The sequence below is a fragment of the Plantactinospora sp. CNZ321 genome (assembly GCF_004217235.1).
Genome location: NZ_SHKQ01000001.1, coordinates 7281178 through 7298578, shown reverse-complemented (window position 1 = coordinate 7298578; position 17401 = coordinate 7281178). Strand labels below are relative to the sequence as shown.

Annotated in this window: 15 protein-coding genes; 6 read left to right on the top strand and 9 right to left on the bottom strand. The window is 72.4% G+C overall.

Going from position 1 to position 17401, the window contains the following annotated elements; translation table 11 throughout:
* Positions 1-59: 59 nt before the first annotated feature.
* The gene (locus EV371_RS31720; RefSeq protein WP_130465298.1) at positions 60-578 is read left to right on the top strand and encodes a GNAT family N-acetyltransferase; all 519 of its coding nucleotides are present in this window, start codon (positions 60-62) and stop codon (positions 576-578) included.
* Between the two features lie 16 nt (positions 579-594).
* On the opposite strand, the gene EV371_RS31715 is transcribed toward EV371_RS31720, so the two are convergent.
* A complete protein-coding gene (locus EV371_RS31715; protein WP_130465297.1) occupies positions 595-1029 on the bottom strand; it encodes a hypothetical protein in 435 nt (144 codons plus the stop codon).
* Positions 1030-1211: 182 nt separating this feature from the next.
* Here EV371_RS31715 and EV371_RS31710 point away from each other — a divergent pair, with 182 nt between their 5' ends.
* From EV371_RS31710 to EV371_RS31690, 5 genes are all read left to right on the top strand, one after another.
* Positions 1212-2522 (top strand): helix-turn-helix domain-containing protein, encoded by a 1311-nt coding sequence (locus EV371_RS31710; RefSeq protein ID WP_130466357.1) that lies wholly within the window; start codon positions 1212-1214, stop codon positions 2520-2522.
* 251 nt (positions 2523-2773) lie between these two features.
* Entirely contained in the window at positions 2774-3403 is a 630-nt protein-coding gene (locus tag EV371_RS31705; RefSeq protein ID WP_130465296.1) for a toll/interleukin-1 receptor domain-containing protein, read from the top strand.
* Positions 3396-5717 carry a hypothetical protein gene (locus EV371_RS31700; protein ID WP_130465295.1) on the top strand — a complete coding sequence of 774 codons (2322 nt, stop codon included), beginning with the start codon at positions 3396-3398 and terminating at the stop codon, positions 5715-5717. Before EV371_RS31705 ends, EV371_RS31700 begins: the two co-directional genes overlap by 8 nt.
* Positions 5714-6691 (top strand): hypothetical protein, encoded by a 978-nt coding sequence (locus tag EV371_RS31695; protein WP_130465294.1) that lies wholly within the window; start codon positions 5714-5716, stop codon positions 6689-6691. The genes EV371_RS31700 and EV371_RS31695 overlap by 4 nt, the downstream gene beginning before the upstream one ends.
* The gene (locus tag EV371_RS31690; RefSeq protein ID WP_130465293.1) at positions 6688-7206 is read left to right on the top strand and encodes a hypothetical protein; all 519 of its coding nucleotides are present in this window, start codon (positions 6688-6690) and stop codon (positions 7204-7206) included. Before EV371_RS31695 ends, EV371_RS31690 begins: the two co-directional genes overlap by 4 nt.
* Positions 7207-7287: 81 nt before the next feature.
* Here the strand turns inward: EV371_RS31690 and EV371_RS31685 are convergent, their stop codons facing one another.
* The 8 genes from EV371_RS31685 to EV371_RS31650 all read right to left on the bottom strand — a co-directional run bounded on the left by EV371_RS31685 (position 7288) and on the right by EV371_RS31650 (position 17227).
* On the bottom strand, positions 7288-9537 hold the full coding sequence (locus EV371_RS31685; protein ID WP_130465292.1) for an AAA family ATPase: 2250 nt from the start codon (positions 9535-9537) through the stop codon (positions 7288-7290).
* Positions 9538-9596: 59 nt separating this feature from the next.
* Positions 9597-10505 (bottom strand): cellulose binding domain-containing protein, encoded by a 909-nt coding sequence (locus EV371_RS31680; RefSeq protein ID WP_130465291.1) that lies wholly within the window; start codon positions 10503-10505, stop codon positions 9597-9599.
* A 136-nt stretch (positions 10506-10641) separates the two neighbouring features.
* Positions 10642-11055, bottom strand: coding sequence for a hypothetical protein (locus EV371_RS31675; protein ID WP_130465290.1), 414 nt, complete (start codon positions 11053-11055; stop codon positions 10642-10644).
* Positions 11056-11108: 53 nt separating this feature from the next.
* Positions 11109-11891: an ATP/GTP-binding protein gene (locus EV371_RS31670; RefSeq protein WP_207230661.1), complete on the bottom strand. Its 783-nt coding sequence runs from the start codon at positions 11889-11891 to the stop codon at positions 11109-11111.
* The gene (locus tag EV371_RS31665; protein WP_130465289.1) at positions 11869-12369 is read right to left on the bottom strand and encodes a DUF742 domain-containing protein; all 501 of its coding nucleotides are present in this window, start codon (positions 12367-12369) and stop codon (positions 11869-11871) included. The genes EV371_RS31670 and EV371_RS31665 overlap by 23 nt, the downstream gene beginning before the upstream one ends.
* A 64-nt stretch (positions 12370-12433) precedes the next feature.
* Positions 12434-12904 carry a roadblock/LC7 domain-containing protein gene (locus tag EV371_RS31660; protein ID WP_130465288.1) on the bottom strand — a complete coding sequence of 157 codons (471 nt, stop codon included), beginning with the start codon at positions 12902-12904 and terminating at the stop codon, positions 12434-12436.
* A complete protein-coding gene (locus EV371_RS31655; protein ID WP_130465287.1) occupies positions 12901-15918 on the bottom strand; it encodes a sensor histidine kinase in 3018 nt (1005 codons plus the stop codon). Before EV371_RS31655 ends, EV371_RS31660 begins: the two co-directional genes overlap by 4 nt.
* Positions 15908-17227 carry a YML083C domain-containing protein gene (locus tag EV371_RS31650; protein ID WP_130465286.1) on the bottom strand — a complete coding sequence of 440 codons (1320 nt, stop codon included), beginning with the start codon at positions 17225-17227 and terminating at the stop codon, positions 15908-15910. The genes EV371_RS31655 and EV371_RS31650 overlap by 11 nt, the downstream gene beginning before the upstream one ends.
* Positions 17228-17401: the final 174 nt, after the last annotated feature.

The window sequence follows — 17401 nt, the reverse complement described above, 5'->3', positions numbered from 1 at the left end:
CGGCGCGGGTCTGGTAAACCGGTGGACGCGGCGGCGAGGCGGCGAGAAGCATCTAGATCGTGACCCGTGAGATCCGGCTGACGCCGGTAGACGAGCAGAATCTCGAACCGCTGCTGTCGGTGGCGGTGGCCGAGACCGAGCCGGACGAGGTGATGCCGCCGGTCGAGGCGCCCGCCGGCTGGTCGCAGGCCCGGCGAGAGGCGTTCCGGGAGTTCCACCGGGCCAACTTCGGTGGCCTGGACGGGCCGACCGGCAACCTCATGTACGCGATCGTCCAGGACGGCGACGTGGTGGGGATGGCCCGGCTGGCTCGGCACGCCGAGCCGGGCACGCTGGAGACCGGGATGTGGCTCGGTAAGTCCACCCGGGGGCAGGGGGTCGGACTGATCGCACTGCGGCTGTTGCTCGCCGAGGCGATCGAGGCCGGCGCCCGACGGGTGGTGGCCGAGACCCAACCGGACAACGTGCCGGCGGTGAACCTGTTGACGCGGTGCGGCGCGGTGCTCTGCGGTGACGGCACGGCGGTCCGGGCGGAGATCCGGCTCGGTGTCAACGAGGACGTGGCCGGCGCCTGGTGAGCCGGGTGTCCGCCGGTCAGTCGAGCAGCAGCGTGTAGCCCAGGGTGAGCACGATCAGGGTCGCCGGGATCGCCAGCACGTGCAGGGTGACGACGGTACGCCAGAATCCCGGCACCTCGTCGTGGTACCGCGCCACGACCATGTCCAGCGGTCGTACGTCGGGTGCGTCCGCGCCGTCGAGGAGCCGGCGGGCGACCGCCGCGTGCAGCCGCCGGAAGAGGCGTTCCTGGCGCAGATAGTAGGCGTCCAGTCCCCAGAAGATCACTGCGGGTGCCAACGCCACCACCGCCAGCAGGCGAAGGTTCTGCCCCTGAGTGCCGAGCACGGTGAAGACGATGGACACCAGCGTGACCGACCAGCCGCGGATGACGAACGAATGCTGGGACATCCGGGCGACCGCCGCCTGCACGTCGGCGAGGTGGCGTAGCCGGAGTTCGTCCTCGTGCGCCAAGTGCGCCTCCTGGAAGATGCCGGCACGCCCACCTGGCGCACCGGTCGGGGTGTCACCACAGTAGCGGAGATCCACAAGGCTGATGTGAACGCACATTGCGTTTGGGGACTGCGACATTTGTGGTCGCCGGTTAGTGTTGTCCACGTCCTTTCCGGCCGGACAATGGAAACGCGGTGGTGGCCATGGTGAGCGAGGTACCCGGTCCGATAACGTTTGCCGGAGAACTCCGCCGGCGGCGAACCGGAGAGGGAGTCAGCCTCACGAAGTTGGCCGGACGGATCAACTACAGCAAGAGCCACCTGAGCAAGATTGAATCCGGCGCCAAGCGGCCGAGTGTGGACCTGGCGCGCCGATGCGATCAGGAACTGAATGCCGGTGGGTCCCTCGCCCGTTTGGTCGACGCACCGTCGTACGATCCGCCGCCGGAGACAGCGACTCCGAGCGAGGTCTGGGTGATGCGGATGAACGCGGACGGCAGTGGCGAATTCAGAGCTTTCGACCGGCGTACGGTGTTGACCGCAGCCGCCTCGATGATGAGTTGGGCAATTATCCCGACAGGGGGGCGACCGGAGGCGGCGGAGTACGCCCTGCCGACCTTCCGTAGCTGGCTCGACCAGATGCGCCTGCTCGGCCAGGGGGTGGATCCGTCGACCATGATCCATATGTTGGTCGGGGCCACCAACAGCGTTCGTACGCTCGCCGCCGAAGCCCGGGGCGAGACCCGGACGTCCACGTTGCGCCTGGCGGCCAGATTCGCGGAGTACACCGGCTGGATGGCGCAGGAGCAGGGCGACGAAGCTGCGTCGTGGTGGTGGACCCAGCGCGCCGTGGAACTCGCCGTGACCGGTGGAGACCACGAACTCCCCGCCTACGCCCTGGTCCGCCGGGCGGAACTGGCGCTCTACCGGGACGACTCCCGCTCGGTGGTGGCGCTCGCCGAGCAGGCGGAGCAGCGGGCGTCCAGCAGTCGGGTCGCGGCTTTCGCCGCCCAGCGTGCCGCGCAGGGGTACGCCCTGGCCGGTGACGAGCGGGCCTGTCGCCGGGCGCTCGACCGGGCGGTGACGCTGGTGACCGACGCCACGGGCGAGACGAGTGCCGAACCGGCGCTGGGCAGCATCACCATGCGGGACCCGGTCGCCTTCGCGACCGGGTGGTGCCTGTTCGACCTCGGCCGACCGGCGGAGTCCGCCGAAATCCTCGGCGCCGAACTCGACCGGCTGCCCGCCACCATGCACCGGACCCGGTCCCGGTACGGCGCCCGCCTCGCGCTCGCGCTCGCCAGCAGCGGGGAGTTGGAGCGGGCCTGCGAGGTCGTCCGATCGGTGCTCGACCAGGCGTCGACTGTCGACTCGGCGACGGTGCGGCACGACCTGCGGCACCTCAGCCGAACGTTGCGTCGCTGGCGTACCGAAAAGGTGGTCCGGGAGGTCATGCCGCTTCTTCTGGACGTCCTTCGTAGCGACAGTAAGCCACCTTCAGACTACCTGCCGTAATACGTCGGAATTGGTGCCCACTGGCCGACCAGTTTGTGGGCGGCCCGTCCCGGCCACGCCGACTACCGCTCGTTTGCTGTTGTCCGACCGCAAGGGCGAGGACAACATATTGCCAGTCCCTTGCCGCACTGACAGTCTGAACTGTGGCGGAAGGCGCCGGTCCGCTAATCGTGCATGACGGCGCGCAGTCGCTTTTCATCCCTCGGCAATAGGCACGACGTACCCGACCGCTTCGGCCGGAAGGCGACCCGATGACCGGGATTTTCATCAACTATCGAACCGGTGATGAGACATTCGCTGCACCAGTGATCGACGAGCGGCTGCGGAGGGAATTCGGTGACGATCGTGTCTTCCGGGATTCTCGTTCGCTCGAACCGGGCCTCGAGTTTCCGCCCGAGATCTGGTACCACCTGAAGCGCAGCGTCGTGTTGCTCGCGCTTATCGGTCCCCGCTGGCTCCAACTGACCGACGACTCCGGCAATCGCCGGATCGACGATCCGAAGGACTACGTTCGCCGGGAGATCCGACGGGCGCTCGAGCGGGACATCCGGGTCATCCCCGTGCTGCTGGACGGGGGGCGGATGCCGACCGAGGAGGAACTGCCCGCCGATATCAGGCGGCTGGCCCGCCGGCAGTTCCTGCCGTTGCACACCCGCAACCTGCTGGTCGACCTCCAACGACTGGTCGACGAACTGGCCAGGATCGTGCCGCGCGCCGGTTCGGGCTCGGGAAACGGATCCGCCCCCGCATCCGTCGCCACCCCGGAGACGAGCCAGGGCGTTCCGGCGCCACCGCCCGGTGGCCGGTACAGCGCCGTACGCATCACCGGCGACGGTCAGGTCTTCAACGGCCCGATCACCGGCGGTGACAGCCATGCCTGAGAAGGCCGACCGTTTCGCGAGACCTCCACAGACCGCCCCGGACGTCTCCGGCAAGGCGTCCGGGGCGCCGGCCTGGGACAGTCCGTCGCCCGGCCCTCCCGCCGCCGGCCCGGCCGACGGATCCGGACCGGACGCGAGGTCCTCCGGCGACACGGCCGACGGGTTCGCCGCGAGCCTCGGCGGTGCCAGGTCGGCCGCGCGGTCGCCGGGCGACGGGGCTGGCGACGAGGAGCGGACCTGGCAGCAGCAGGAGATCCGGAAAACTCTGGCGGCGGCGCTCAACTCCTTCGGAAGCCGCTCCTCCGGCGTCATCGTGGTCGGCGACGGGCACACCTTCAGCGGCCCGGTCACCGGCGGGGACAGCCGGTCCGGCGCGGACCGGTCCAGGGCCGTACTCAGCACCTTCACCGCCGGCTTCGTCGCCGGCACCGCCCGGGTGTACGTCCTGCCGGACGGGTTCGACGACCTCGCTGACGCCCTGGACGGCAGCCCGGTACTGCTGATCAGGGCGCGGCGGCGCTGGGGCAGCACCACGACTGCCGTCCGGCTGCTCTCCGACATGGAGACCGTGCACGAGCTGCGGTTCGCCGACGCGCTCTCCGCGCTGCCGATCGAGGACCTGCCCGAGGGGTGCGGCTTCGTCATCGAACGACTGACCACGCACCAGCTCGGCACCCTACATGCCCGCGAACTGCCGATGCTGGAGGAGCGGCTGACCCGGCGCCGCGGCAAGCTCGTGGTGATCGTCGACGACTCGGCGCGCACCCCTGACCACGCGGTCGACCGGCTGGCCCGGAAGATCGCCGCACCGCCTGCGGCACTGGAGCTGGTCACCAGCCACCTGGCGGAGCTGCTTGGCTCGGACAACGAGGCAGAGCGGTTGCTGGCGGAGGAGCATGTCGGTACCCGGCTGGCCGACATCGCGCCGGAGTCGTTCGACGCGCCGCAGCTCGTGGAACTGGCGAAGGACCTCGCGGAGGCGGCCGGCGGTACGGGCACGGTGGCGGAGGCCATGGCGCGGTTCGAGGACCGTTCCCGCCGGGACGTCGAGGACTGGTACGACGAACTCGCCACGTTCGACGAGCGTGCGCTGGTCGTCGCGATCGCCGTACTGGACCGGATGTCCTTCGACGCGGTCTCCCGGGCCGCCACGCTGCTCGAACAGGCGTGGCGGGAGGACGAGGCCGGCAACGGACCGGCACCGCCACGGTCGCGGCAGACCCGGCGCAGCCGGCTCCAGACGGCCCGGGCCCGGATCGGCGACGAGGTACGGCGCACCCGGTACGGCTGGGCGGAGCTGGAGGTCGTCTCGTTCGTCGACCCGAGCTACCCGCGCCGGCTGCTCCACCACCTCTGGCACGAGCACTACTACGACCGGAGGCTGTTGCTGGACTGGCTGAGGAGCATCGCCGACGACGTGGAGGGCGCGGTCGGGATCCGCGCGGCGACCGCGATCGGCTACCTGAGCCAGTTCGCCTTCGACACCATCCGCCGGGACATCGTGACGCCGTGGGCCGGCAGCGGCCGGGGGAACGAGCGGGAATGGGCGGTTGCCGCCCTCGCGTTGCCGGCCCGGGAGCCGGCGACGGCCAGCCGGGTCATCCGGCTCGTCCTGGACTGGGCGGACCGGGACAGTCTCGCGCTGCGGCTGACGGCAGCCCGGGCGCTGGGCGCGAGCGTCGGCGCCGTACTCGACGGCGGCCCCGACGAGCATCTCGCCGAGTTGGCGGAGGGCGCCGAGACGGCCGTCCAGCTCGCCATCGGGGACAGCATCGCGGAGCTGATGGCCGAGGCGACGCTCGACCGGCAGACCGAACTGCTCCGGCTGCTCGACGCGTGGTCGGTGGAGCGTCGCTCGGGCCGCCTCTACGCGGGTGTGGTGGGGTTTCTCGAGGTCGCGGCCACGCTCTGGACCAACCAGAGGACCCCGGACGGCGACGTGGCCTGGCCGACCCTGCTATGGCTGGCCAGCGACGGTGGGCAACCGGTGACATCTTCGGACGATGCCGTCCCGCTGGCCGAGGGCTGGTCCGAGGCGGGCCGGATCGTCGCCCGGCTCTGGGGGCGGGCTCTGGTCGCCCCCGGTGTCGACACTGCCGTTCACAACGTACTGCGCAGGTGGGCCCAGGCGGCCGAGGAAGCCCCGGTGCTTCGTCCAGTCCTGGTGGGCCTGCTGATGGAGGCCGCGGGCACCGACCGGCAGCGGCGACTGCTGACCGCGCACGCCAACCGGTGGCGCGATCCCCAGCCGTTGGCGCCGGACCTGGCGGCCAGATTGCTGAACCTACTGAGCCGAAGGGTTGGTGTGTGGTGATTCGTGGCCCCGTCCTCGAACGAAAGGAACTCCGCCGTCTGCCGTTCCAACGGCGGCCGATCGCCGAGCCGGGTACCCGGCTCGTGTTCCAGATGTCCAGCGGTCAACTGGTGGCGCCGGCCCATCCCTACACCACCGGGGACGTGTGGTGGCGCGGGCCGCGAGCGGTCTACGTGATCTACACGTCGCCACAGCCGGCGTACTTCACCTGCACGCTTCCGTGCGCCGGTGACACGCTCTTCTTCGACGCGGCGGTGCGGTTCTCGTTCGCCGTCTCCGATCCGGTGAGTGTGGTCCGCGAGCAGGTCTCAGACCCGATCGCCGACTGCCGGCGGTACCTGATGGATCCGCTGCGCGCCGTCACCCGCAAGTTCACCGCCATGCAGCCCGAGGCGGCCGAACGGGCGATCAGGTCGATGTTGGCGGAGGCACCGACCGACCTCGCGAACGGGTTGCGCATCACCGACCTGCGCGTCGAGCTGACCATCAACGCCGAGCAGGGGCAGCTTGCCAAGGATCTGGAGATCCAGACATTGCGGCAGCAGCTCGCGATGCGTACCGAGACGGACCGTATCGTCCTGACCAAGCTGAACCAGGACGCCGAACTGGCCCGGCACCAGGAGCGGGCGGCGTTCCACGAGCGGCTGCTCTCCGGTGGCGGCGCGGCGCTCGCCGGCAGCATCGTGGCCCAGGATCCGACGAAGGCGACCGAGGCCGCCAAATTCATGATGTCGCTCTATGACCAGGATCAGAAGCTGGCCGTGGAGGCACTCAAGGTGATCATGGACGGGGACCAGATCCGGCTCGGTGAGATGGACAGCGCCGTGCAGGCGGTGGTCGAACGCTTCAAGGGGATGATTTCGCAGGGCGGCGGCCAGTCGATGTCGAACCGGATCGCCGGCGAGCTGTCCAGCGCGCCGGAGCGGAACGACGGGGCCGCGCCGCCGGCGAGCGGCGACGGGGAGGAACCGTGAGCGGGTCCCGAGGGTTTCCGATGGGCGCCCTCGACGGGCTGGCGGGATGGATCCGGGACGTTCCGGTACTTCCCGGAGCGGCCCGCGGAGTGCTCTGGCTCCCCCTGCTCGTCGTGCTGGTGATCGGCGGCCTGCTACTGCTGGTGCGCCGGGTACTGCCCTGGCTGGGACGGCTCGTCGGACGCGCGCTCGGTGTCCTGACCGTCGCGGTCGGCGCCGTTCTGCTCCTGCCGGACCTGCTGGTCTCCTACCTCTACCGACGTACCGGCGGCTCGCCCCCGGGAGCGGCCTACGGCTACGGCGACCTGGTGGGGGAGTTGGCGATCGGGCTGACTCGGCTGTCCGGACTGGCCGCACCGGCCTTCGCCCGCGCGGCCCGGATGCACGCCTTCTTCGTGATCCTGCTCGGTGTGCTGTGGCTCTGGTCCTGGAACAACGGCTACTGCCCCGACGAGCAGGCGTCGAACGGCTGTGTACGCCCGGTCGCCGACTGGCTGCGGACGTTCGAGTCCTGACGGCGTTCGAGTCCTGACGGCGTTCGAGTCCTGACGGCGTTCGGCGGCCGGCCGGTGCGTACCACCGGGCCGGCCCCCTGCTCACCGCTGCGCGGCGTACGCGGCCAGCCAGGCGACCTGGCCCGGATCCAGCGACGGCCGGACCCGGGCCCGGGCCGCCGCCACGTGCCCGGCGTGCACCGTGCTCGCCTCCAGCGACTCCCGCATCGCGGCCAGCGCCGCCTCCCGGACCAGCGCCGCACAGTCCGCTGCGGAGAAGCCGTCCAACTCCTCGGCCAGCGACGCCAACTCCACCTCGTCGGCCAGCGGCACCGACCGGGCCGCCGCCCGCAGGATCTCGGCCCGCGCGGCGGCGTCCGGCGGCGGCACATATACCAGCCGTTCCAGCCGGCCCGGCCGCAGCAGTGCCGGGTCCACCAGGTCCGGCCGGTTCGTCGCGCCGACCACCACCACGTTGCGCAGCGGCTCCACCCCGTCCAACTCGGTGAGCAGCGCCGCCACCACCCGGTCGGTGGTGCCGCCGTCGGTGGCCTGGCCGCGTAGCGGGGCCAGCGCGTCGACCTCGTCCAGGAAGACCAGGGTCGGCGCCGCCTCCCGGGCCCGGCGGAACAGCTCCCGGACCGCCCGTTCGCTCTCACCCACCCACTTCGAGAGCAGCTCCGCGCCCTTCACCGAGAGCACGTTCGCCCGCCCGGTACCGGCAAGCGCGCTGACCAGGAATGTCTTGCCGCAGCCCGGCGGGCCGTAGAGCAGTACGCCGCGCGGCGGCTGCACGCCGAGCCGGGCGAAGGTGTCCGGATAGTTCAGCGGCCAGAGCACCGACTCGGTCAGCACCTCCTTGACCTCGGCCATGTCGCCGACGTCGTCCAGGGTCACATTGGCCAGCTCCAGCACCGAGGACTCGGCCATCGAGGTCGGTCGGACCACCTCCAGCGCCGCGGAGAAGTCCGCCATCGCCACCGTCGGGGCGTCCGCCTCCTTCTGGCGCAGCGCGGCGCGTACCCCGGCCTCCCGGGTCAGCGCGGCCAGGTCGGCGGCGACGAACCCGGGCGTACGGGCGGCCACCTCGTCCAGCCGGACGTCCTCGGCCAGCGGCATGCCCCGGGTCAGCACCGTCAACTGCTCCCGGCGCAGCGCCGCGTCCGGCAGCGGAATCGCGATCTCCAGCGAGAGCAGGTCGGGGGAGCGCAGGGCGGGATCCACCGACTCCGGCCGGCTGGTCGTGCAGACCACGGCGGCACCGGCGCGTACCGTCTCGGCGAGCAGTTGCCGGAAGACCGTACCCACCGGTCCGGGTGTGTCGCGCGACGCCAGCGCCTCGACGTCGGAGACCAGCAGCACCGCGGGGGGCGTGCCCCGGACCGAGGCGACGGCCTCGCGCAGCCGCCGGGCGGCGGCGTCGTTGGTCAGCGCGGCGACCTCGGGCGCCCAGATCGCGGCGAACCGGGCGCCCACCTTCCGGGAGACCGCCCGGACCAGCGCCGACTTGCCGGACCCGGCCGGGCCGGTCAGCAGTACGCCGAGCGAGACCGTCGTGCCCAGCCGACCCAGCACCTCGTGGTGGTGGAAGCCGAGGTCCAGGAGTTCGGTCAACTCCTCCGCCTGGGCCCGCAGCCCGGGCAGCTCGTCCAGGCCCGGCGCCGGATCGGGCGCCGGCCCGGTCGCCGCCCGCGGACTCCGGCCGCCGGTGACCGCCCGCGGCTCGGCCGTGGTCGTGCCGTGCGTGGCGTGGCCGTCCCGCCAGCCGACCACACTGTCCATGGTCACCAGCACCGAGTCCGGCCCGCCGTCGCCGGTGGCCGACCCGTCCGCGGACTCCGCCGAGGCGACCGTCAACAGGGTGCTGGTCCAGGCGTAGCCGACGGTGTTCGCCAGGCTGCGCCGGGCCGCCTCGACCAGGGTCCGCACCGCGGCGTCCGGGAGCACGTCCTGGGGCAGCAGGGAGACGTCGTCGCCGGCGGTGACCATCTTGCCGAGCAGCGCGAGGCGGAGCATCTCCGGCGAGACGACGGCGACGATCTCCGGCGGGCCGGTCAGCACCACCCGGCGGGCCGCCACCACCGCGATCGGCGTGACGGTGACCTGGCTGCCGTCGCGTACCCCGAGGTTCCCGAGGACCAGGTCGTCGGCGTAGAGCAGGGCGCGGCTCGCCGACGGCTCCGCCCGGGCCACGATCCCGGCGGTGGTCCGGCGCCCGGTGAGGCGTACCGGGGCGCCGGGGTGCAGGTCCAGCGCGGTCAGTACCTCCGGATGTAGCCGGACGATGCCCCGGCGGGCGTCCAGCGCGGCCGGCCGCAGGCTGGCGGTGAGCGTGAGATCCGGACCAGTCACCGGCCGAGAGTACCGGCCGGGAGCGAGCCGGACCGGAATCCACCTGGCGTCCGCGCCGTTCAGGAGGACGTGTCGCCGAACTCGCGTACCCCGTCGACGTCGAGGGTGATTCGGCCGTTCTCGATCCATGCGCCGGTGGCGGCCCGCCAGCTCCGGTCGTCGCGCTCGTCGATGGCAGCCCAGCTCAGCCGGTGGAAGCGCAGGTAGATCGGGCCGGACGAGGCGCCGGGGGCGAGCACCGCACCGGGGATGGTCAGCTCCACCCAACCGGGAATCGGGGTACCCGGCGGGGGGAACACGGTCGGGGTCGGCGTCGGCGCGCCGCTCGGCCCACCGGGCGGCGGCGGTGGCGGCCCGGGCGGCGGGAAGTACTGCAGGGTGTGCCGGATCCGGTCGCAGCCGAGCGCCGCCCAGTCGCACCTGCCCACCAGGTCGGTGTTGCCGCCCTCGAAGGTCAGGTGGTAGCGCACCCGGACGTAGTTGAGGTCGAGCGGCTCGTTGCCGGTGTTGACGATCTGGAGGGCGTAGTGGATCTGGTTGTTCGTCGGGGCCCAGTCCAGGTTCAGGTAACTGACCTTCGCCCGGCCGTACGCGGTGCGGATGGTGATCTCGGGTGAGTTGTCGGAGTAGGCGTTGGTCGCGTAGGCGCCGATGGCGATCCGGTACTCGGTGCCGGGCGCCAGGTCGGTCACCGTGAACGTGGTGTTGCCGGTGCGGCCGAGGCTGCGGTAGACGTTCGTGCCGATCAGCACCCGTACCTCGTAGGTGATCGGGTCCTCGCCGGTCGGGTCGCCGGCCCAGGTCGCGGGCGCCCAGGTCAGGGTGAGGGCGTGCGGCTCGTTGGCCAGCACGACCGGAACGCCGGGGGTGGTCAGCCTCGGCGGGTCGTCGGCCCGGGCGACGCCGACGGCAAGCAGGCTGAGCAGCGCGGCGAGGACGGAGACGGCGGTGACGCGGCGGGCACGCATGGCGAGGATGGTATCGATCGCATACACATCCACCAATGCAGAATGTCCGACTCCATCGCCCGCCGAGGACGGGACCGACCGGGAGACGGGAGGCAGATTCGCCGAAACCCGGAGGATGTCCTCCGCCCGCCGGGAATCAGCCGTGGTCGTCGGGGCCGAGCAGGGACGGGTCCCGGCGGATCAGGTCGGCGAGCCGGGCGGCGGCGTCCGGCGCCGGTGGATCCTCCGGATCGGCCCAGTTCGGCACCGTCCGCACCGACATCGGCCAGGAGCGCGGTGGCTCTCCGGCGGTCGGCAACGCCGGCTCGGCGGCGGGGCGTACGGTGACCACCCCGTCCGACCAGGCGACGTGCATCGCCGAGATCTTCGGCCCGTCGGCGACCCACATCGTGACCGCCACGTTCGGATGCTGCGCGACGACCCGCTGGACCGCGTCGGTCACCTCCTCGACCGGTGACCCGGCCCGGGCCGCCGCCTCCTGGGCCCGCCGTCGTTGCAGCGCCTCCCGGCGCTCCATCCGTGCCAGTGCGTCGTCCAGTTCGCCCCTCATCGTGTCACCCTTCCCGGCCAACCGCCGATCCGTGGCGGCCGACCCGTCGCGGGCTAAGTCTCCCGCTCCCGGATCGCTCGATCCAGAGCCCGATCCAGCACGATCAGTAAGGCATCGCGTACCGAAAGTCGATCTCGGGCGTCAAACTGGACCAATGGCACGTGTTCCCCGATCGCCAGCGCCCAGCGGATCGCCGTCAGGTCGTGTGCGATCTGGCCGTCGAACGCGTTCACCGCGACGACGAAGGGTAGCCGGGCCCGCTCGAAGTAGTCGATCGCGGGATAGCAGTCGTCGAGCCGGGAGGAGTCCACCACCACCAGCGCCCCGAGCGCACCCCGGGCCAGGTCGTCCCACATGAAGCCGAACCGGGACTGCCCGGGCGTGCCGAAGAGGTAGAGCTTGAGACTGCGGTCGATGGTGACGCAGCCGAAGTCCATCGCCACGGTCGTGGTGGTCTTCTCGGAGCGGATTCCCGGGTCGTCGACGCCGATCCCGGCGGTGGTCATCTCCGCCTCGGTGGTCAGCGGCGCGATCTCCGAGATGGCGCCGACCGTGGTGGTCTTGCCGACCCCGAAACCGCCGGCGATCAGGATCTTCACCGGGATCGGTGGTGCGCTGCCACGCCGCTGTTCGGGTCGGGGCGCCCCGGCCGGGTCGGTGCCGGTCTCCCGGGCATGCCGGGGCGGCACGGGACGGGCGGGCGGGGCGTACCCGGCGGGAAGCGTTCGACCGCCCCCGACACCGTGTCCGGCCGGGCTTCCGTAGCGGCCGGGTGCGCTGTTCGCCAGGGGGCCGGTCGGCGAGGCGGGCCAGTCAGGAGATCGCACGAAGTCCATCGATCACTCGCATAATGAGGTCGGGGTCGTGGGCATCCTCGACGGGACAGACGTGCACGTCGAGGTGGCCGGCGGCCCGCAGGTCACCGACCAGGATCTTGGTGACGCCGAGATGCATCCGGAGCCGCGCGGAGATCTCCGCCACGGACATCGGCTCGGCGCACAGCGCGACGATTTCCTGGAGTTCCGAGGAGAGCCGGTCGACCGGGTTGGTCCAGGGCGAAGCGTCGATCCTGGCCGTCACCTGGGTCTCCAGCCCGATCGCCGGGTCGGCCCCGCAGACCCGCCCGGAGGTCAGCACGAACGGGCGCAGCCCGAGCGGCACCGGCGGCACGGTCGGCAACTCCCCGGTGTCGGCCTCCGGCTCGGCCGCGTCCTCCGGCAGTACTGCCTGGAGGTAGGGACGGATCCGGACCGCCGGCAGTACGTCCGGCTCCGGCTCGGCGTCCGGCTCCGGCACCTCGCTCCGCTCGGTCATGCCGGTTCCCCACTCCGCACGGGGGGTACGGCGCGGCGGGCCGCACCCACCGCGGCACCCACGGTCACGACTGGACGGAGTTCTTCAGTTCGACGATCAGCCGAGGGGTGAGCGCGCCTCCGGCCCGACCGGCGAACAGGGTCATCTCGTAGGCGACGGTGCCGAGGTTGGCCGACCGGTCGGCGACCACCCCGAGGACCGAGCCGCTGCTGATCGCGCTGACCAGCAGGTAACCGTCGGTCATGTCCACCACCACCCGGTTGAGCGCGCCCAGCGTGTACCAGTTCGCGGCGCCGCTGGCCAGGCTGGTCATCCCGGAGACCACCGCGGCCAGTCGTTCCGCGTTCGACCGGTCCTTGATCGACGACATGGCCATCAGCAGTCCGTCCGAGGAGACCGCGATCGCCTCCTGTACGCCGGCCGTGCCGGACGTGAACGAGTCCAGCAACCAGTTGAAGGTACGCGCCTCCTGGCTCAGTTCGCCGGTGCCCGTGCCCTGCTGGTCCTGCTCGGTACGGATGAAGGGAGTGCTCATCGTGGGGTTCCCTCTTCGTGGCGGTCTTCTGTTCGGACTTCGCTCAGCGCGCGGGCGACACCGGACTCGAACTGCATCATCAGCTCACGTACCTGGTCGGGGTCGCCCGGTGCGGCGATGGCGATGGACGGTGGCTGGCCGAGTGGGGTGGTCGGCGGCGGGACGCTCAGATTGGCTCCGGGGACCCGCCGGTTGAGTCGCGGCGGTGGAGCGCCCGTGGCGGCGGGGGTTGCGGCCGCGGTGCCGTTGGTTCGGGATGCCGACCCTCCGGCGGCCCTGACGCTACCGCCCTCCGGGCCCGCGCCGGTCCGCTCCGGGGACTGGCTCCGGCCGGCTGCCCCGGACCGCTGCTCGCGCGGCTGGTTCCGGCCGACCTGCCTGGACTGCTGCTCGCGCTGCGCCCGGCGTACCCCGGCTTCGAACTCTTCGATCAGCGCCCGGACGACGGACGGGTCCGCCGGGGTCGGTTCGGGGCGGGCCCTGCTGCTGGTGTTCGGAAGTTGGGCGCCCGGGACCCGCTGGCGCAGCCCGGTGCCGGGGCCGGGCGAGGCGGGTCCCGGGCTGCTGTCGACGGAAGGCGTCGTCGGCGCACCGGAGGACGCCGTACCTCCTTCCGCGTCCGGACGGCCGGGCGGATCGGCCGGGGCGGTGCCGGCCAGTCGTACCGCCGGGTCCGCTCCGCTTCCGGTGGTGCCGGGCTGGGCGGTGGCCACCGGGCGGGTCAGGAAGGCGTTCCAGGGCTGGCCGGAGCTGAGCGACCGGGTGGCGCGTTTGATCAACTCCTCGTCGAAGACCGGTCCGGCCGGCGCCGCCACCGGCATCAGTTCGGGCAGCCGGAACGCCGGCCCCGGCTCGGCCATCGCGGGCACCGGTTCCGGTATCACCGGCTCGGCCGTCGCGGGCACCGGTTCCGGGACCACCGGCTTGGGCATCGCGGGCGCCGGTTCCGGGCTTACGGGTGCCGGCTCGGGAGTCCGAGCCGTGGCCGGTGCCGGCGTGCCGGTCCCGGCCGTGGTCGGCATGGCGATCCCGACCGGTGCCGGCGTGGCGGTCGGGGCGGTGGCCCGGCCGACCGGCGGGCCGCTCTCGGTGACCCGCACCGGCCGGACCGGCAGCGGTGTCGACGCGCTCGCCCGGGGCGTCGGCACCTCGGGTTCCGGGTGACGGGTGACCAGCAGGCGGTCGTCGATCTCCACCCCGACCGTGACCCCGCCGCCGGGCGTCGTCGCCGAGAGGGTGACCCGCCAGCCGTGCCGGCGGGCCAGCCGGCCCACCACGAACAACCCGAGCACCTCGGTCGGGACCAGGTCCAGCCGTTCCCGCCGGGTCAGCCGGGCGTTCTCCTCGGCCAGCCGCTCCGGGGTCATCCCGATGCCGTGGTCGACCAGGTTGAGGCGTACCCCGCCCGGGATGACCTCGGCGAGGACGGTGACCCGGGTGTGCGGCGGGGAGAAGGCGGTGGCGTTCTCCATCAGCTCGGCCAGCGTCAGCACCAGGTCGCCGATCACTCCGGGCGCCACCCCGACGTCGAGCCGGACCTGCACGTCGACCCGGGTGAAGTCCTCGATCTCGCCGAGCGCCAGCCGGACCACGTCACCCAGCGGCAGCGGGGCGACGTGCCCGTCCCCGCCGGCACCGCCGGAGAGCACCACCAGGCTGCTCGCGTTGCGGCGCAGCCGACTGGAGACGTGGTCGAGCCGGTAGAGGTGCTGGAGCCGGCCCGGGTCCGTCTCCTGGTGTTCCAGCCGGTCGATCAGGGCGATCTGCCGGCCGACCAGGTTCTGGGTACGCCGCCCGACGTGCCCGAACATCTGGGCCACGTTCCGCCGGCTGGCGGCCTGCCGCTCCACCAGCCGGGCGGCGGTGGCCTGCACCCGCTCGAAGGCCCGGGCCAGGTCACCGATCTCGTCGCGGCCGTCCACGTCCACCGGGTCGAGCCGGATCGGCTGGTACGACTCGGACTCGTCGTCGACGATCCGGGTCAGTTCCTCCTCGGCGGCCCGAGCCATCCGGTCGGCGGAGACGGTCAGCCGGGTCAGCGGCCGGGCGACGGTACGCGCCACCGCCAGGCTGAGCAGCATCATCAACGCAATGATCAACAGCACCAGCAGCCCGACCGTGTACGCCCCGGCGATGGCCCGCTGGCGCTGGTCGGTCACCTCGGCGACCACGTCGGTGACGATCTTCTTCTCGATGAACTGGCCCAGCGTGATCAGCGAGGAGGCGGCCGGAAACAGGTCCGCCAGGTTCAGCCCGGCGATCGCCTCGGTCGGGTCGGCGGCGCCGGCACTGAGGAACTCCGGGCTGGTCCGGGCCGCCGTGGCCCGCTCGATGAGGCTGTAGAGCTCGTTCTGGGCCGGTGTGGCGAAGCTGCGGAACCGGGCGAGGTGAGCTTCGAGCCTGGCCATGGTGCCGACGTACGCGATGCCGGCGGCCGGGGCCTTCGTCGCGGCGACCAGCACGACCAGGCAGGCGGCGGCGCTGATCCCCTCGTCGGAGCGGAGCACCGCGTCCAGGGCGATCAGTTGGCGACCCTCGGGTGTGGTCGCGTCCGCGTACCGGGTCAGTCCGAGCGACGTGATCATCGCGGTGTGTACCTGCCCGAACCCGCCGATCACCTGGTCCGGCCTGGCCCGTCGGCTCAGCACGCCGGTCCGCAGGTCGGCGAGGCGCCCGACGCCGGTGATGGCGTCGTCGATCTCCTTGGTCAGTTGCCCGCCGAGGTCGGCCCGCAGGTCGGCGATCCGGTCGCCCACCTGCGCGCCCTGCTGGACGAGTTCGGAGCGGTCCACCACGTTCAGCAGGTAGCCGACGGAGAGCAGCCGCTCCCGCTGGAGGTCCTGTAGGAGGGTGCCGACCTGGCCGGCCCGGCGCACGATGTCGGCGGTGTCGGCCGCCCGCCGAGCCGACGAGACCCGGTCGGCCAGCACCGGGACGGCGAGGCCGATGGTGCTAAGCAGCGGCAGGATGACGAGCAGGGCCAGCCGGCCCCGGATCCGGAGCCTACCGAGCATCGGGACGTCCCCACGGCGCCTGGCGCTCCGGCGCGGTCGACTGGCCGGCCTGGCCGGCGGGTACCGGATCCTGCCAGTCCGCGAGCGGGGACCGTCGGCCCGGGGCGTCCGCCGGCTCGGGCCGACGCGGCCGCCGTTCCGGCAGCGGCGGCCGCCCGCTGGTCGGCGGCCCGACCGGCAGCGGTGACCCGGTCGGCAGCGGTGACCCGGTCGGCAGCGGTGACCCGGTCGGCGGCGGTCCTTCGGCATCGGCGGCGGGGGGCAGCCCGTGCACGGTCGGCTCGCCGGCGCCAGCGGACCGGCCGCCGAACCTGGTTCCCAGCGCCGACAGGGCGGCGAGGGCGAGCACCAGCAGTACGGCCAGCACCAGCGCGCCGACCACGATCCGCCGCTCACCGGTCAGCCCGTCGATCCGTTCCCGGAGCAGGATGTCGAGTTCGGTCAGGATGATCGTGGCCAGGCCGGATCCGGCGAGCTGGGCGGAGGCGCGGGCGGCGCCGACCTGGATCGGGTTGGGTGCGGCCGAGTCGCGGGTGAGCGCGGCCAGGTCCTCCACCGCGCGCTGGTAGCCGTCGAGCCGGCTGAGCAGGTTGCCGCCGAGCGTCCGGCTGGCGGTGTTCTCCACCGCCGCGCGCAGGTTCTCGACCAGGTCGGCCGCCGGGCTGAGTACGGCGGCCCGGCCCAGGGCCAGCTCGCTGGCGGCACGGGCCCGGTCGCCAGCGGAGCGGTCCGCCGCGAGTACCGCACGGTCGGCGAGGCGCCCGGCCGCGACCAGGGCCTCCGGAAGTTCCTCGGCGACCGCGTCCTGGAGGTGGTAGGAGTCCGACTCCGGGTCCCGGATCAGGCCGGAACTCTCCCGCACCTTGGCGTAGAGCGCCAGCAGCAGGTCGGTGGTCTCGGTGTAGACCGTCCACGCGTCCTGCGGGTCGGCCGGCGGGCGGTCCGGCAGCGCCTCGATCTTGGCACGCAGCCCCGCCCAGCGTTCGCTGGTACGCAGCTCGGCACCGTACCGGACGTCGATCCCGCTGGTCTGCTCGACCGCGCTGCGCAGCGCGGCGGCCGCCGCCGCCCGGCCCGCCACGGCACCGGACTGGGCGTCGACCAGGGCCAGCGTCACGTGTCCCAGGGAACGCAGGTACTCGACCCCGTGCCGCTCGCGTCCGGCGACGGTGAGCCGGTCGTCGTTGCTGCGCCAAGCCGCGCTGAACAGCACGCCTGCCGGCAGCAGCAGGGCGATCGCGAGCAGTACTCGCAGCGCCGTACCGGTCCGGTTCGGCGCGCGCCGGGACCGTTGCGCGGGAACTGTCATAGTCCATCTCCATCGGCGCGAGGGGTCGATCCGGGTAGTGGGCGTGGGGATGCCGCCCGGTCCCGTCCACCGGACCGGAAAACTAGTGGACGTCGGACCCGCTCGATCCGGGCCGAGCAGTCAGTTATGCGTCACTTGGGTACGGGTAACACCGGGTGACCGAAATTGTGACTC

What these genes read in the sequence shown, in the direction of transcription:
- EV371_RS31710 (WP_130466357.1), top strand. Translation starts at nt 1,212, where the DNA reads ATGGTGAGCGAGGTACCCGGTCCGATAACGTTTGCCGGAGAACTCCGC.
- EV371_RS31675 (WP_130465290.1), bottom strand. Translation starts at nt 11,055, where the DNA reads ATGAGGGGCGAACTGGACGACGCACTGGCACGGATGGAGCGCCGGGAG.
- EV371_RS31700 (WP_130465295.1), top strand. Translation starts at nt 3,396, where the DNA reads ATGCCTGAGAAGGCCGACCGTTTCGCGAGACCTCCACAGACCGCCCCG.
- EV371_RS31650 (WP_130465286.1), bottom strand. Translation starts at nt 17,227, where the DNA reads ATGACAGTTCCCGCGCAACGGTCCCGGCGCGCGCCGAACCGGACCGGT.
- EV371_RS31705 (WP_130465296.1), top strand. Translation starts at nt 2,774, where the DNA reads ATGACCGGGATTTTCATCAACTATCGAACCGGTGATGAGACATTCGCT.
- EV371_RS31665 (WP_130465289.1), bottom strand. Translation starts at nt 12,369, where the DNA reads ATGACCGAGCGGAGCGAGGTGCCGGAGCCGGACGCCGAGCCGGAGCCG.
- EV371_RS31670 (WP_207230661.1), bottom strand. Translation starts at nt 11,891, where the DNA reads ATGGACTTCGTGCGATCTCCTGACTGGCCCGCCTCGCCGACCGGCCCC.
- EV371_RS31655 (WP_130465287.1), bottom strand. Translation starts at nt 15,918, where the DNA reads ATGCTCGGTAGGCTCCGGATCCGGGGCCGGCTGGCCCTGCTCGTCATC.
- EV371_RS31680 (WP_130465291.1), bottom strand. Translation starts at nt 10,505, where the DNA reads ATGCGTGCCCGCCGCGTCACCGCCGTCTCCGTCCTCGCCGCGCTGCTC.
- EV371_RS31660 (WP_130465288.1), bottom strand. Translation starts at nt 12,904, where the DNA reads ATGAGCACTCCCTTCATCCGTACCGAGCAGGACCAGCAGGGCACGGGC.